This window comes from Streptosporangium sp. LJ11 (assembly GCF_051918945.1).
Lineage (GTDB): Bacteria > Actinomycetota > Actinomycetes > Streptosporangiales > Streptosporangiaceae > Streptosporangium.
Map to the genome: position 1 here is coordinate 1 of NZ_JBPXMB010000036.1, position 15,719 is coordinate 15,719.

General features: G+C 68.9%; 8 protein-coding genes. 3 read left to right on the forward strand and 5 right to left on the reverse strand.

The features are described from left to right. The first annotated feature begins 929 nt into the window (after positions 1 to 929). Positions 930 to 3,872: a lectin gene (locus tag ACTOQ3_RS37825; protein WP_440088438.1), complete on the forward strand. Its 2,943-nt coding sequence runs from the start codon at positions 930 to 932 to the stop codon at positions 3,870 to 3,872. A gap of 120 nt (positions 3,873 to 3,992) precedes the next feature. Further along, complete coding sequence (locus ACTOQ3_RS37830) at positions 3,993 to 5,789, forward strand: lectin (RefSeq protein ID WP_440088440.1); 1,797 nt, start codon at positions 3,993 to 3,995, stop codon at positions 5,787 to 5,789. A gap of 108 nt (positions 5,790 to 5,897) precedes the next feature. Here the strand turns inward: ACTOQ3_RS37830 and ACTOQ3_RS37835 are convergent, their stop codons facing one another. From ACTOQ3_RS37835 to ACTOQ3_RS37855, 5 genes are all read right to left on the reverse strand, one after another. Further along, the gene (locus tag ACTOQ3_RS37835) at positions 5,898 to 7,589 is read right to left on the reverse strand and encodes an amylo-alpha-1,6-glucosidase (RefSeq protein ID WP_440088442.1); all 1,692 of its coding nucleotides are present in this window, start codon (positions 7,587 to 7,589) and stop codon (positions 5,898 to 5,900) included. A 35-nt stretch (positions 7,590 to 7,624) separates the two neighbouring features. Then, positions 7,625 to 8,443: a carbohydrate ABC transporter permease gene (locus ACTOQ3_RS37840; RefSeq protein WP_440088444.1), complete on the reverse strand. Its 819-nt coding sequence runs from the start codon at positions 8,441 to 8,443 to the stop codon at positions 7,625 to 7,627. Further along, positions 8,440 to 9,303, reverse strand: a complete 864-nt coding sequence (locus tag ACTOQ3_RS37845) for a carbohydrate ABC transporter permease (RefSeq protein ID WP_440088446.1) — start codon at positions 9,301 to 9,303, stop codon at positions 8,440 to 8,442. The genes ACTOQ3_RS37840 and ACTOQ3_RS37845 overlap by 4 nt, the downstream gene beginning before the upstream one ends. A 120-nt stretch (positions 9,304 to 9,423) precedes the next feature. Next, complete coding sequence (locus ACTOQ3_RS37850) at positions 9,424 to 10,710, reverse strand: sugar ABC transporter substrate-binding protein (protein WP_440088448.1); 1,287 nt, start codon at positions 10,708 to 10,710, stop codon at positions 9,424 to 9,426. 908 nt (positions 10,711 to 11,618) lie between these two features. Next, entirely contained in the window at positions 11,619 to 12,989 is a 1,371-nt protein-coding gene (locus ACTOQ3_RS37855; protein ID WP_440088450.1) for an extracellular catalytic domain type 1 short-chain-length polyhydroxyalkanoate depolymerase, read from the reverse strand. A 947-nt stretch (positions 12,990 to 13,936) separates the two neighbouring features. Here ACTOQ3_RS37855 and ACTOQ3_RS37860 point away from each other — a divergent pair. Continuing rightward, on the forward strand, positions 13,937 to 15,712 hold the full coding sequence (locus ACTOQ3_RS37860; RefSeq protein WP_440088452.1) for a ricin-type beta-trefoil lectin domain protein: 1,776 nt from the start codon (positions 13,937 to 13,939) through the stop codon (positions 15,710 to 15,712). Positions 15,713 to 15,719 lie beyond the last annotated feature (7 nt).

Below are 15,719 nucleotides of genomic sequence, written 5' to 3' on the forward strand. Positions count from 1 at the left end.
TCGGGTGGTGACCGAGGAGACCACCTTCACCCAGGAGCAGGCCAAGGAAGCCCTGCCCACCCGCCAGTACTGAGCCGGGCCGGGCCCGCCCCCGACCGCGGGGCGGGCCCGTCGCCCGTGGAGGAAAGGAGCTCCGCGCGGCCCACTCCGGGCCGGTCGTCGACGTCGGCGCCAAGGCGGAGATCCAGCGCCTGTGCCGGGGTTGGCGCAGGGGGAGCAGGCCTCGCCGCCGCCGGATCTCGCCGCGGTGGTCGTCGAGGTCGTCTTCACGGCGGATCAGGCGGTTCCGGATCAGTACGACACATATGAACGTTTCATGCGGGAGGTTTCGGTGCGGACGGCAACATGGCGGACATCGTCGCAGGTGAAAGCGAAAAGCGGCTCACCGCGGCCAGAATCTCGGTGTGCATATTGTGAAATAAGTAGGCTTAAGGCCTTGACGGGCATAAGCGGTCGGAACGTAATTGGTAGTGAGGTCCCGGGTGCTCCTTCCGGTACCTCCCTGGCCGGATCACCCGAGCGGGACGTGGAGGCGCTTCGCGGCCCTCCATGTCGTGGTCGGCCATGTCGACATCCACCGCCTTGCCGCACCACGCCCTCTTTCGTGGTGTCACCGGCGAGGCACGCCATCCTGGGAGAAGCACGTGCCCGATCGAACGAGCTCCGCGGACGAGTTCCGCGGACGAGGTCGGCCCCGATCCGGCGTGGCCGTCCCCGTCGGCGTCGTGATGACCAGGAGATCGCCTCCACCGGCCCACCCGTCACGGTCGTCATGCCGCGGAGCGGCATGATCCGGCCGCCCTCGTAGCCGGATCCGCACAGCCGTCGTCGTACACCTCCCCGTTCGACGACGGTCTCCTCCTCGGGAGGGTGTCACCCACCTGAGGAGGGCGTGACCTGACCCACCCCCCACCCCCGAAGGAACCACTGTGCAACCACCTTCGCCCGCCAAGGGGCGCAGACCGGTCCTGACCGGTATCATCTCCGCGGCGCTGGCCGCGGCGTTCACCCTCGTCGCCCCGGTCACCTCCACCCTCGCGGCCACCCCCGCCCTGCACGCGTCGTCATCCGGCGCCGGTGGGGCGGGTGCGCAATCCCAGGCGCTCGCGCTGAACATCCCGGCGTCCGACTACCAGCAGGTGCCGCTCGCGACGGGCGGCGGCGAACTGGGCGAGGCGATGTCACTGGCCGTGCTGCCGAACCGATCGGTCCTCCACACGGCCCGCGACGGCACGTTGCGCGTGACCGACGTCAACGGCAACACGAAGGTGGCCGCCAGGCTCAACGTCTACGCCCACGACGAGGAGGGCCTCCAGGGGGTGGCGGTCGACCCGAACTTCGCCACGAACCGGCACGTCTGGCTGTACTACTCCCCACGGCTGAGCACGCCGACCGGCGACGCCCCGGCCACCGGCACCCAGGCGCAGTTCGACCAGTGGAAGGGCGAGTTCTACCTGTCGCGGTTCACCCTCAAATCGGATGAGACGCTCGACACGGCCAGCGAGAAGGTGGTCCTGCGGGTCGCCAACGACCGCGGCCAGTGCTGTCACGCGGGCGGTGACCTCGACTTCGACGCGCAGGGCAACCTGTACCTGACCACCGGCGACGACACCAACCCCTTCGAGTCGGCCGGCTACTCCCCGCTGGACGAGCGGACCAACCGCAATCCCCAGTACGACGCCCAGCGCTCGGCCGGCAACACCAACGACCTGCGCGGCAAGCTCCTGCGGATCAAGCCGCAGGCGGACGGCACCTACACGATCCCCAGCGGCAACCTGTTCGCGCAGGGGACGGCGAGGACGCGGCCGGAGATCTACGCGATGGGTCTCCGCAACCCGTTCCGGATGAGCGTCGACAAGGCGACCGGCGTCGTCTACCTGGGCGACTACGGGCCGGACTCGGGGTCGACCAACTCCAGCCGGGGACCGAGCGGGCAGGTGGAGTTCAACCGCATCACCGCCGCCGGCAACTACGGCTGGCCGTACTGCACGGGTTCCAACACCACCAACGAGACCTACAACGAGTGGAACTTCGCCTCCAACAGCACCGGCCCGAAGTACAACTGCGCGGGGGGCCCGACCAACAACTCCTTCCGCAACACCGGCCTGACCACGCTGCCCCCGGCCAAGCCGGCGTGGATCAAGTACGCCGGTGACTCCGGCTCGCCGCCGGAGTTCGGCAGCGGCTCGGAGTCGCCGATGGGCGGCCCGGTCTACCGGTTCGACGCGAACCTGAACTCCAGCGTCAAGTTCCCCCAGGTTCTCGACGGACGGTTCTTCGCCGGCGAGTACGGCCGCCGCTGGATCAAGGCCATCGAGGTGAGGAGCGACGGCGGCTACGGGGAGATCTCCGCGTTCCCCTGGTCGGGCACGCAGGTGATGGACATGGCCTTCGGCCCCGACGGGGCGTTGTACGTGCTGGACTACGGCACCGGAAGCAACAACCAGGCGCTCTACCGGATCGAGTACATCGGCCAGGCCGCCAACCGCAACCCGATCGCCAAGGCCTCGGCCGACAAGACCTCGGGACCGGCCCCGCTGACGGTGAACTTCTCCTCGGCGGGCAGTTCCGACCCTGAGGGCGGCGCGCTGTCGTACTCGTGGAACTTCGGCGACGGCACCACCTCCACCGCCGCCAACCCGACCAAGACCTACTCCACCAACGGCTCGTACACCGCCACGCTCACCGTCCGCGACCCGCAGGGGCTGCCCGGAGGCGCGAGCGTCGCCGTGTCCGTCGGCAACACGGCCCCGGCCGTGACGCTCACGACCCCCGGCAACGGCCAGCTGTTCTCCTTCGGTGACACGGTGCCGTTCCAGGTCACCGTGAGCGATCCGGAGGACGGCACGATCGACTGTTCGAGAGTGACGGTGACCTACTCGCTCGGCCATGACAGCCATGCCCACGAGATCACCTCCAAGACCGGCTGCAGCGGCTCCATCGCGGTGCCGGTCGACGGCGAGCACGACACCGCGGCGAACATCTACGGCGTCTTCGTGGCCTCCTACACCGACGCGGGCGGCCTCACCTCCACCAGCAGCCGGACGCTGCAGCCACGGCACCGGCAGGGCGAGCACTTCGGCGCCCAGCAGGGCGTGCAGACGGCCGACCACGCCAGCGCCGAGGGCGGCAAGACCGTGGGCTTCGTCGACGACGGCGACTGGATCTCCTTCACGCCGTACAACCTGAGCAACGCCAACAGGTTCACCGCGCGGGTGTCCTCGGCGGGCGTGGGCGGCCGGATCGAGGTCCGGGCGGGCTCGGCCACGGGCACGCTGCTGGGAACGGTGAACGTCACGAGCACCGGTAGCTGGGAGACCTTTGCCGACGTCTCGGCGAACCTCGGCGGCGCGCCGTCCGGCGCCACGACGCTGTACCTCGTCTTCCGCGGCGCGACCGGCCAGGGCTACCTGTTCGACCTGGACGCCTTCACCTTCGGCACCGGCACGTCGCCGACACCGTCGCCGACGCCGACGCCTTCCGGTGACACGAGCGCGTTGCGGGGAGTGGGGTCGAACCGGTGCCTGGACGTCTCCGGCGCCTCGCAGGCCAACGGCGCCACGGTGAACATCTGGGACTGCAACGGGCAGGCCAACCAGCGGTGGACCTCCAACAGCTCGGGTGAGCTGCGGGTCTACGGCAACAAGTGCCTGGATGTGAGCGGGGCCGGGACCGCCGACGGCACCGCGGTGCTCATCTGGGACTGCAACGGCCAGAACAACCAGAAGTGGCGCTTCAACTCCGACGGCACCATCACCGCGGTCGGCAGCGGCAAGTGCCTGGACGTGTCCGGCAGCGGCACCGCCAACGGCACCAGGGTGTACATCTGGACCTGCCTGGGCGCCAACAACCAGAAGTGGACCCGCGTCTGAGGCGATCCGCCACAGCACGCGACCTCGACCACACCACGAGCACGTCATCGATGTGGCGCCCGGAGCGGCCCGGCTCATCGCCGGAAGGGCCGCGCCGGGCGCCACGACGGAAGGACACCCATGCTTCGACATCTGATCCCCGCCGCGCTCGGGCGCAACGGGGGTGGCGGCCGGAGGACCTCCGTGCTGCGACGCCTGTCGGTGGCCGCGCTGGCGCTCAGCGCCGCCGCCGCCACGACCGTGATCTCCGCGCTTCCCGCCCAGGCCGCCGCCTTCGAGGTGCTGGTCTTCTCCAAGACGGCCGGGTTCCGGCACGACGCGATCCCCGTCGGGATCCAGACCATCCGCGACCTGGGGGCCGCCAACGACTTCACCGTCACCGCCACCGAGGACGCCGGCGCCTTCAGCACGTCCAACCTCTCCCGGTACAAGGCGGTGGTGTTCCTCAACACCACCGGTGACGTGCTGAACGACAGCCAGCAGTCCGCCTTCCAGTCGTACGTGGACGGCGGCGGCGGTTACGTGGGCGTGCACTCGGCCGCCGACACCGAGTACAACTGGCCGTACTACGGGCAGCTGGTGGGCGCCTGGTTCAACAGCCACCCGGCGATCCAGCAGGCCACCGTGCGCAACGAGGACCGGGCGCACGCCGCGACCGCTCACCTGGGGACGACCTGGACGCGGACCGACGAGTGGTACAGCTTCCGGAGCAACCCCCGCCCGAACGTGCGGGTCCTGCAGAACCTGGACGAGAGCACCTACAGCGGCGGCGGCATGGGCGACCACCCGATCACCTGGTGCCGTCCGATGGCGTCCGGCCGCTCGTTCTACACCGGCCTGGGGCACACCCAGGCGTCGTACGCGGACTCGAACTTCCGCACGCTGCTGCTGGGCGGGATCCGGTACGCGGCCAAGGCGACCAACGCCGACTGCCGTCCGGAGACCGGCTACACGACGTTGTACAACGGGTCGACGACGGGCTGGTCGCAGGCCGGGCCGGGGTCGTTCACCAACAGCTCCGCCACGCTGACCTCCCAGGGCGGCATGGGCATGCTCTGGTACAACGCCAAGGAGTTCGGGTCGTACTCGCTCAAGCTCGACTGGAGGCTGAACGGCGACTCCAACTCCGGGGTGATCGTCGGGTTCCCGGCCACCACCGACCCGAACACGGCGCTCAACACCGGGCACGAGGTGCAGATCGACGCGACCGACAGCGCGGACAAGACGACCGGGGCGGTCTACGGGTTCAAGGCGGCGGACATCGCCGCACGCGACGCGGCGCTGAACCCGCCGGGCCAGTGGAACACCTACGAGCTGCTGGTGGAGGGTGAGCGGCTGCAGGTGTTCCTGAACGGCACGAAGATCAACGACTTCACCAACACCGACCCGGCCCGCTCGCTGCAGCAGGGCTACATCGGCATCCAGAATCACGGGTCCCCCGACGTGGTGGCGTACCGCAACATCCGCATCAAGGAACTGGGCGGCGTGACCCCGACCCCGACCCCGACTCCGACCCCCACCCCGACCGCCAACACGAGCGCGTTGCGGGGCGTGGCGTCGGGCCGGTGCCTGGACGTCTCCGGCGCCTCGCAGGCCAACGGCGCCGCGGTGAACATCTGGGACTGCAACGGGCGGCCCAACCAGCAGTGGACCTCGACCGCATCGGGTGAGCTGCGGGTGTACGGCAACAAGTGCCTGGACGTGAACGGAGGCGGGACCGCCGACGGCGCCGCGGTGATCATCTGGGACTGCAACGGCCAGAACAACCAGAAGTGGCGCCTGAACGCCGACAACAGCATCACCGCGGTCGGCAGCGGCAAGTGCCTGGACGTGTCCGGCTACGGCACCGCCAACGGCACCAAGGTGCACATCTGGAGCTGCCACGGCGGCACCAACCAGAAGTGGACCCGGGGATGACCACGATGTGACGCGACCCTGGAGCCGGTCCGCCCCCTCGGCGACCGGCTCCAGGGGGCGTCCCCGCCGGACGGGAGCGGCCGCCGCGGCCGGGCGGGTGCATGTGGTTCACGGCGCCCGGCGGATGTGGGCGGCGGCCAGGATGAGATACGCGCTGGCCGTCCAGGTGTAGGCGCGATCGCGCAGCCCCGTCCCGGTGCGGGCGTCGAAGTTCTCCGCGAATCCCGACTTCTCGCACAGGGCGCGGAACCGGGAGCTGACCTCGTCGGCGAGGACGGTCTGGCCGGCCCGGCGGAGGCCGTCCTCGATCAGGACCGTCGAAGGGGCCCAGATCGGGCCGCGCCAGTAGCCGTCGTCCTGGTAATGCGGTGAGGTCGGCAGTTCGGTGGCGAGTCCGTATTCGGTCAGGTGGGTCTTGATCCGGGAGGCCAGGGCCGTCTGGACGTGCTGGGGCAGTTCCTCGCCCAGCACGATCGGCATGAGGTCGAGCAGGCTGCTGCTGGTCCAGGTCTCCTCCGAGCCCGCGCTCCGGGTGACGAACCGGTCGCCGCGCCACAGCCGGGCGAGCATCGCCTCGGCCATCCGGTCGGCCGCCTGCGACCAGCGGGCCGCCTCGCCGGGCAGGGAGAGTTCGCCGGCCAGGCGGGCGAGCGTGCGCATCTGGAGGATCAGGAACGACGCCAGGTCGGCCGTCTCGACGACGCGTTCGGGCGCGAACGTGGTCGCGTTGTCCCATCCGCTGTCGTTGCCGTGCTGGTAGTGGGCCAGTTCGTGTCCGGGCACGCGCCGGGCGGTGAGCCAGAAGGTGGTCCACCGTTCCAGCAGGCGGTAGACGTCGGCTCGTTCCTCTCCCGACACCGGCGGGAGATGCCGCAGGACCCAGCCGTGGATGGGCGGCTTGACGAAGTTGTACAGGATCTCGGAGTGGGTGATCGAGTCGGGCAGCGCGCCGGTGGCCTCCTGGTGGTCGAAGGGCAGCCGGAACTGGTCCCACGCCAGCGAGGGCAGACCCTCGGCGAGGGCGATCGCGTTGAAGCAGTGGTCCCAGCTCCACACCTTGTCCATCCAGTGCTTGGACATCAGCACCGCCGGACGGGTGACGAACCCCGTCGCGCGTACGGTGGCCGACCACAGCACGTAGACGGCGAGTTCGGCGGCGGGTGTCCGGTCGTCCCGCCAGGGTGCCACGGTGCCGAGGTACTCCTCGTAGTCGCGCCGGGCCGCGCCGGCCACCTGCTCGAAGTCGTGCTCGCTCGTGTACGGGGCGCGGGCGGTCTCGAACTCCTCGACGGCGATCTCCCACGTGTCCCCGTCCCCGGTGACCACGACGCCCCGCTCGGTGGTGCCGAGCTCCTGCGCGCCCAGGTGTTCGCTGATCCGCCCGGCCAGGAGCGTGACGCGGTAGCGGCGCCCGGTCTGGTAGACGGTGAAGACCGCGGACCCGTCCCGGGGGTCCTGGAAGAAGTAGGGGCCGCTGAACGGCGTCAGGACCGGGTCGGCGGCCAGCAGTCGCAGGTCGACTCCGCGTCCGCGCACCCGCACGGTGTCGGTGTTCTCGTAGGCGAGGTCGATCCGCCCGGGGTCGCAGTCCCAGGTGAGCCGGTGCGGGGTGGCGGTGACGACGCTGCCGGCGGTGGGGACCAGCCGCAGGATCGGGTGCATGCCGGTCTGGTGGGAGACCAGGTGGACGTCCTGGGCGTAGGTGTTCTCGCCGATGACCGGTGAGAAGCCGAACCAGGACCCGCGGAAGCTGAACGGGATTTCCCGCAGGGAGAACACCGGGCCTGTGGCGGCGGTCATGAAGTGACGATCCTTTCGGTGGGAGGGTGACCCGGTCAGTCCTTGACGGCGCCCGAGGTCACGCCGGCGGTGACGTAGCGCTGTGCGATGACGAGGAGAACGACCGCGGGTATCGACGCGACGACGGCGGTGGCCATGATCGCGTTCCACTGCTGGTTGTTGTTGCCGATGTAGTGGTAGATGCCCAGGGTGATCGGCTGGTGGTCTCCTCCGCTGTCGAGCGTGCTGGCGAAGATGAAGTCCGACCACGCCCACAGGAACGCGAACAGCGACACCGTGATGATCGCGTTGCGGCTGACGGGCAGGACGATCGACCAGAAGGCCCGTACGGCTCCGGCGCCGTCCACGCGGGCGGCCTGGAGGAGTTCGTGCGGGATGCCCGACATGAACGCGGTGAGGATGAGCACCGCGAAGGGGACGGCGAGGGTGGAGTCGGCCACGATCAGCCCGGGGAGCGTGTTGAGCACGCCGAGGTTGAGGAACATGGCGTAGAAGCCCATCGCCATGATGATGCCGGGGATCATCTGCGCGATCAGCAGCACGAAGCTCAGGGCCCTGCCGCCGCGCGGGCGCAGCTTGGCCAGCGAGTACGCCGCCGGGGCCGCGACCGCCAGGGTCAGCAGCACCGTCCCCAGCCCGACCACCAGGCTGATGCCCAGGTAGGGAAGCTGCTGGTCGAGGACCGCGCGGTAGCCGTCCAGGGTTCCGTGTACGGGGAACCACGACGGCGGGCTCCTGCGCATGTCGCGGTCCCGGGTGAACGACACGTTGATCATCCAGTAGACCGGGAACAGCATCACGCCGGTCAGCGCGAGCCCGATCACGGTCTTCCACCAGCGGCGCGGGGTGCTCATGAGAGGTCCTGCCTTCGCTGGAGGCGGATGTAGAGAAGCCCGAAGACCAGCGCCATCGCGATCAGGATGTTCCCGACCGCGGCTCCCGGGCCGAAGGACGGCACCAGGTTCCCGAAACCCAGCCGGTAGGACCAGGTGGACAGGGTCGTGGAGGAGCCGCTCGGCCCGCCCTTGGTCATGATCCAGATGATGTCGAACACCTTCAGCGTGTAGACCAGCCCGAGCAGCAGCGTGATCGCCGAGACGGGTCGCAGCAGGGGGAAGGTCACGCTCCAGAACCGCTGCCAGCCCGACGCGCCGTCCAGGGCGGCGGCCTCGTAGACGGACGGGCTGATCGACTGGAGGCCGGAGTAGAGGATCACCAGGTTGAACGGGACACCGATCCAGATGTTGGCGGCGATCACCGACCACAGCGACCAGTCCGGCGAGGTCAGCCAGTTGACCGGGCCGACTCCGAACGCGCCGAGCACCGCGTTGACCACACCGGAGTCGCTGTTGAGCATCCAGGCCCAGGTCGAGGACGACACGATCAGCGGGAGCAGCCACGGCACCAGGAACAGGGCGCGCAACGTCGCCGACAGCGGGAAGTTCCTGACGAAGAACAGGGCCAGGGCGAGTCCGACGGCGAACTGGAAGGCCAGCGACACCACCGTGAACACCACGGTCTGCCACAGCGCGGGCCCGAACGTGGCGTCCTTGAGCACCTCGACGTAGTTGGCGAACCCGGTGAAGGGCGCGTCGCCCTGGACGAACGAGCGCACCGTGTAGTCGCGCAGGCTCAGCTCCACGTTGCGGAACAGCGGGTAGGCGTAGAACACCAGTAGATAGACGGTGATCGGTACCAGGAAGCCCCATGCCACCCACCGATCCGACCTCCATCGGGCCGCTTTCCGGCGGCCCGATCCGTTCGGGACGGGGCCACCGCCGGCAGGGGCCGGACGCCGGGTGGGTGCCTGGGCGATTCGACTCATGGTCCGGGCCTACTGGATCGCGCTCGCCGCCGCGGTCTGCGCGTCGGTCATCGCCTGCTCGGGGTTCTTGGCCCCGCTCAGCGCCGCCTGCACCGCGCCCCACATCGGTTCGGAGATCTTCGGGTACTTGGTGCCGAGGTCGTCGCTGGTACGGCCCTTGGCCGCCTTGACCGCCTCCACCCACACCGCGAGCTCGGGATTCTCGGTGCTCTGCCGGGCCTGGACCTGGTCGGTGGGCGCGATGTACGACAGCGCCGTCGCCGTGGCGAAGGAGTTGTCGGTGCTGGTCAGGCACGTCACCAGCTTCTGGGAGGTGGCGTAGCGCGCCGTGTCCTGCTGGACGGGGACGCTGACGAACTCGCCGCCGGTGGGCGCCGCGGCGGTTCCGCCGTCCTTGGCCGGCACCGGGATGATGCCGTACTCGAAGCCGGCCTCCTTGGCGTTGGCCAGTTGCCAGGTGCCGTTCTCGGCGAAGGCGTAGTCGCCGGTGGCGAACTCCTGCCAGCTGGTGGTCTGGGTGTTGTTGATGACCGAGTTCGGGGCGAGCCCCTTCTTCAGCCAGTCGGTCCACAGCGCCACCGCCGACACGCCCTGGGGGGAGTCGAGCTTGGTGAGCTGCGCGCCCGAACCCCAGAACCAGGGCAGGAACTGGAAGCTGCCCTCTTCGGTGCCGATGGCGGAGAACGTGATGCCCTTCTTGCCCGCCGCCTTGACCTTCTCCAGGGCCGCGGTCAGCGACGCCCAGTCCTTGACCGAGGCGATGTCCACCCCCGCCTTGTCGAGCACCGCCTTGTTGTAGTAGAGCGCCAGGGTGTTGGCCCCGATCGGGACGCCGTAGGTGTTGCCGCCGCTCTGCCCGGCCGCGATGAGGTTGGGCGAGATCGCCGAGATGTCGAGCTTGTTCTCCGCGGTCGTGGTCAGCACGCCGGCCTCGGCGAGCGTCGACACCACCGGGTTGTCGACGATGAGCACGTCGGGGGCGTTGCCCTGCTGCGCGGCGAGCAGCGCCTTGTTGGTCAGGTCGGTGGTGTCGTAGCCCGTGCGTTCGATCGTCACACCCGCCTGGGAGCCGCAGGTGTCCAGCAGCTTCACCCAGTCGGAGGTCTTGTCGTACTGCGGGTAAGGGTCCCAGATGGTGTACGCCCCGCCGCCCGCAGCCTGGCTGGAGGCCGCCGCGGTGCCCGCCGTGCCCTCGGAGGAGGTGGTCGAACAACCGGCCAGGCAGCCGGCGGCCAGGAGGGCCAGGCCCGCGCCGAGCGTGCGCCTGCTCGATCCTGCTGATCTCGGTGCCGCCATGGATCCGGCCGTCCTTTCGGGGGCAGGTGATGTGGGTACGGTGAAGTTCGTTGCTCGCACGGTTCCGGCCTCCGTTGACCGGCGTCACACGCCTGTTTCCGCTCGATGTCGAACCGATTGTTCGAATCGGTTCGACTGAACCTAGGACGATGTCGCATGCACGTCAATGGGTCGCCTGGGATCTCCTCGACCGGAAAGGCATTCTTCCTGGTCGGATCGTGACTCCTCAAGGAGAATCGATTCGATACCCTCTGAACCCGGCCGGAAGTCGCATGATCAGATCCCTGCCCGGGCGGTGCCGGTCACCGGAGCGGAGGCCGGCGGGTCCATGCGGCGGTACGGCGCGGTGGAGTCATGGCGGGGACAGCGCGGGCGTTGGCGCCGAGCCCTGTGATTCCGCGTACGACGACGCGGTCACGTCCCGGTCGGCCGGTCGTCGACCGGTCTTGTCGTGCTCTCCCGGATCGTGAGGGTGGTGGCGAGTTCGAGCCCGGCCTGCGTCGGCTCCTCGCCGCGTCCCAGGGCCAGGGCCGGCTCGGTGGCGGCGGCGGAAAGCAGATCACCTACTACCTCACCAAGTCCGGCACGACGGTGACCGGCGCCACCACCTGACCACCACCGTGACGGGTGCCGCGCTTCTCGGCGCGGCACCCGAACGGCAGGCGGAGGCCGACCGGCCTCCGCCTGCCGTTCGAACCACGCGAGGATGCCGACTGTCCCACGCGGATCGGCGTGGATCCACGGCGCCCCATGGAACGTGATCGCAATCCTGATCGTGGTAGCGGCCAAGCCTCAAGACGCCGACCTGATGGTCGACGAGAACGACACCCCGGGCCACCGGGTCGCGTACCACCGCGAGCAGATCGAGGAGTCCCGCGCTGTAGCGGCTTCGATCGGGGCGGACGGTGTCAGGCTCGGGTCCATTTCTGGTTGGTGCCGCCGTGACAGCTCCAGATGTGCACCTTGGTGCCGTTGGCGGTGCCGTAGCCGGACACGTCCAGGCACTTGCCGCTGCCGACCGCGGTGATGCTGTTGTCGGCGTTCAGGCGCCACTTCTGGTTGTTCTGGCCGTTGCAGTCCCAGATGATCACCGCGGCGCCGTCGGCGGTCCCGCCTCCGTTCACGTCCAGGCACTTGCCGCCGTACACCCGCAGTTCACCCGATGCGGTCGAGGTCCACCGCTGGTTGGGCTGCCCGTTGCAGTCCCAGATCTGTGCCTGTGCGCCGTTGGCCTGCGAGGCGCCGCTCACGTCCAGGCAGCGTCCCGATCCGACGCCCTTCAGCGCGCTGCTCGTGCCGCTCGAGGGCGACGGAGAAGGCGAGGGCGAAGGCGAGGGAGAAGGAGTGCCGCCGCTGTCGAGGCCGAGGAAGGTGATGGCATAGGCGAGCTGGCCGCTCATCGGCAGCTGGTGGCCGACCCCGCTGATGCTGATCCCCTCCACCGTGGCCTGGGCCGAGGTGACGCCGTATCTGGTCCGGGTCCAGTTCGACTGCGGACGGTCGGTGAACGCCGGGGTCTGGCTCAGCCCGTGCAGGTTCGTCCACTGCTTGATCTCTTCGCCGAAGTTGTTGTAGTGGAGCGTCGTGTCCGTGCTGCCGTGCCACAGTTGCATCCGAGGCTGACGGCCGGTGTATCCGGGATACATCGAGCGGGCGAGGTCACCCCACTGCTGCGCGGTCTTGATCACTTGCCCGCCCGAGCACTGGCCGTTCCACAGCGACCCGTTCGTGGTCGCGAAACACCCCGCGGGAACTCCGGAGAACGCCGAACCGGCGGCGAACACGTCCGGATACTGAGCGGCCAGCACGTTGGTCATCATCGCCCCCGAGGAGAACCCGCTGACCACGATCCGCCCCGGATCCACGTTGTAGCGCTGTCGCGCCCAGGTGACCATCGCCATGACACCGGTGGAGTCGCCGCCGCCGTCACGCCGCAGCGCGGCGGGGGTGGACACGTCAAAGCATTTCTCGCTGCGGGTGGCCTCCGGCACCACGATGACGTACCCGTGCCTGTCGGCCGCGGTCACGTAGTCGCGCCCGTTGCCGTTGAAGATCGCGCCGGCCGACCCGCCGCAGTAGTGGATCAGCACCAGCAGCGCGGGCTGTGCCGCGACGCTGTCCGGTACGTAGACGTACATGTTGAGGTTCGTCGGGTTGGTTCCGAAATTCGTCACCTGGGTCAGGGCCGCAGCGGACGCCGACGGTAGCCCGACGAGGGCTCCGGCGGAGGCCAGGCACAGGACGACGGCCGCCAGCACCGCTCTGATCGTGCGTTTCACTCATCTGCCTTTCGTCTCCGGTCAGCCCCGCCGCTCGCGTCCGATCGCGTCGGCGAACAGCCGAACCAGGTCGAGCTCGGGCCCTCTGTCGGCACCGCGACAGTGTGCTGGGGGCACGCCGGCTCCTGTCGGTGTGCGGGCGCATCGATTCGATCACGTGAGGACCTCAGGGTAGGAGTCGCTCTTGCGCTGTCAAGGCGGCGTATTCCGCGTCCGTCACGGCTCGTGCCGCTGGCGATGATCATGCGCGGTCGACGGTGGCGACGGGCTCGGCGTTTCGACAGGCAGAAGGGAGGGCTTTTCCCGGCGCGGGTCTCGCGGGCAGGCGCCGCGGGCAGGCGCAGCTCTCATGCGGGGAATGAAAGTTTCATACTCATCGTGCGGTCAGGGCGACAGGTCTTGTCTGACCGAAACCTTCAGAACCGGAAGGGACGAGCCGGCCATGATGCGATTGTGATCCTTGATGACGATAGGCGTCCAGGCGAGGACGGCAAAAGATCAACGCTGTGGCGAAGGCTGCATGGCCCCCGAACAAGCTTGCTTCACCGGGATCTTAGGTAGGCCTATTTCGTCAACGGAACCATTCGTCTCTCTTGCCGGAGCCTCCCGTCGCTCACACCAGACGCCGTCCGGGTCGCTCGCACGCCTGCCACGGCGCTCGAAACCATGCGTTTACCTCCGTAACACATGTCATTGACATCCCTGACAGTGAGATCTAGGCTGCGGTCGAATCGAATCGATTCGACTCAACGCAGGACATCCTGGTTTTCGCGCCACCCCCCACAAAGCCCCACGAAGCCATTCCACTCACCTGTGCGCACAGCACCCACGAGTGAGGAGAGTCCGAGATGAACGTTGGCGACATCGTCCGCCGAGCCCGGCTGTGGCGTCTCACACCATCGCTGCCTGCCCATCGGCCCCGCCCCCGCGCGTCCGAGGAGCCAGGGGTGGACATCGCACCCGGCAGGCGGCGCAGAAGCCGCCGCGCGATCGCAGCCTTTCTCGCCGTCGGCGTACTCGTCGCGGGCCCCGTCGTGACGTCCGCCACGCCGGCCCAGGCCGCGGACCAGTCCATCGCCGTCGACTTCTCCGCCGGCGGCGGTACCCCGACCTACCGGGCCTCCGGTTGGATCTACGGCATGACCGAGAACGCGTCGGGCCCGCCCGACCAGTTCTTCAACGACGTGAAGTTCCGGTACATGCGGGCCGGTGGAGCACAGCTCGACAGCCCGGGTGGCTGGGTGTCGGGCAAGTACGACCGCCGGTGGAACGCCACCCGCGCCCAGTTGCTGCGCACCCGGTCACTGGGCGGGGAGTTCATCCTGCTCGTCCACGACCTGTGGGGCGCCGACGGCTACCCGATCTCGCGCTTTCCCGGTGACAACGGCAACTGGACGGACTACGACAACTTCCTCACCCGCCTGATCAACGACGTGCGGGCGACGGGTGCCCCGGTGCAGTGGGACCTGTGGAACGAGCCCAACATCACGCTGTTCTGGAACCGCCCCCAGTCCCAGTACTTCGAGCTGTGGCGACGCACCTACCAGCGCATCCGGGCCGCGTTCCCGGCGCATCTCATCGTCGGGCCGAGCTGCGCGTGCGTGCCCTCCACCGGCCACGCCTTCTGGAACCAGTACCTGGACTACGTCAAGGCCAACAACGTGGTGCCCGACATCATCAGCTGGCATTCGCTGCCGGGCGACCCGGTGGCCAACGTGGCGGCGGCCGACACCACGTTGAACTCCCGCGGCATCCCGCACCCGCGGCCCTACCAGATCAACGAGTACGGGGCGTCCAACGAGCAGAACCCCGCCGACGGGTCCTGGTACATCGCACGCCTGGAGCGGGCCGGCGCCGACGGCCTGCGCGCCAACTGGGCGGGCGGCGGAAACCTGCACAACGACCTCGGCAACCTGCTCGTCCGCAACTCGGCGGGCCAGTACCAGCCGAAGGGCGAATGGTGGGCCTACCGCTTCTACGGCTCGCAGACCGGCCAGATCGCGTCCGTCACCCCCAGCGCCTCGTACGACGCGTTCGCCACCAAGGCGGCGGGGACGGCCAAGATCCTGGTCGGCGGCGGCACCACGACCGGCAACATCGCCGTCAACCTGCGGCGCCTGGACACCACGAGCGGCATCGTGGAGAACAACCAGGTGAGGGTCGTCGCCGAGCGCATCCCCTACAACGGCGGCGGAGCCGTCACGGCTCCGGTCACCGTCCAGAACTCCGTGGTGACCCTGTCCGACAACGGCACGACGGTCAACCTGCCGCACACCGCCATCGACGACTCCTACACCATCACGCTGCTGCCGCCCTCCTCCGACCCCGGCAACGGGTCGACGTCGGTGTTGCGCAACCTCAACGCCGGCCGGTGCCTGGACGTGCCGAACTCGACCACCACCAACGGTACCCAGCTGCAGCTGTGGGACTGCGGCACCGGCACCAACCAGCGCTTCACCCACACCTCGGGCAAGCAGCTGCAGGTGTACGGCAACAAGTGCCTGGACGCCAACGGGCAGGGCACCGCCAACGGCACCCAGGTGATCATCTGGGACTGCAACGGCCAGGCCAACCAGCAGTGGAACGTCAACGCCGACGGCACCGTCACCGGCGTGCAGTCCGGTAAGTGCATGGAGGCGAGCAACTTCGGGACCGGCAACGGAACCAGGGTGCAGTTGTGGTCCTGTACCGGCACGAGCAGCCAGAAATGGGCCAGAAGCTGACCCGGTG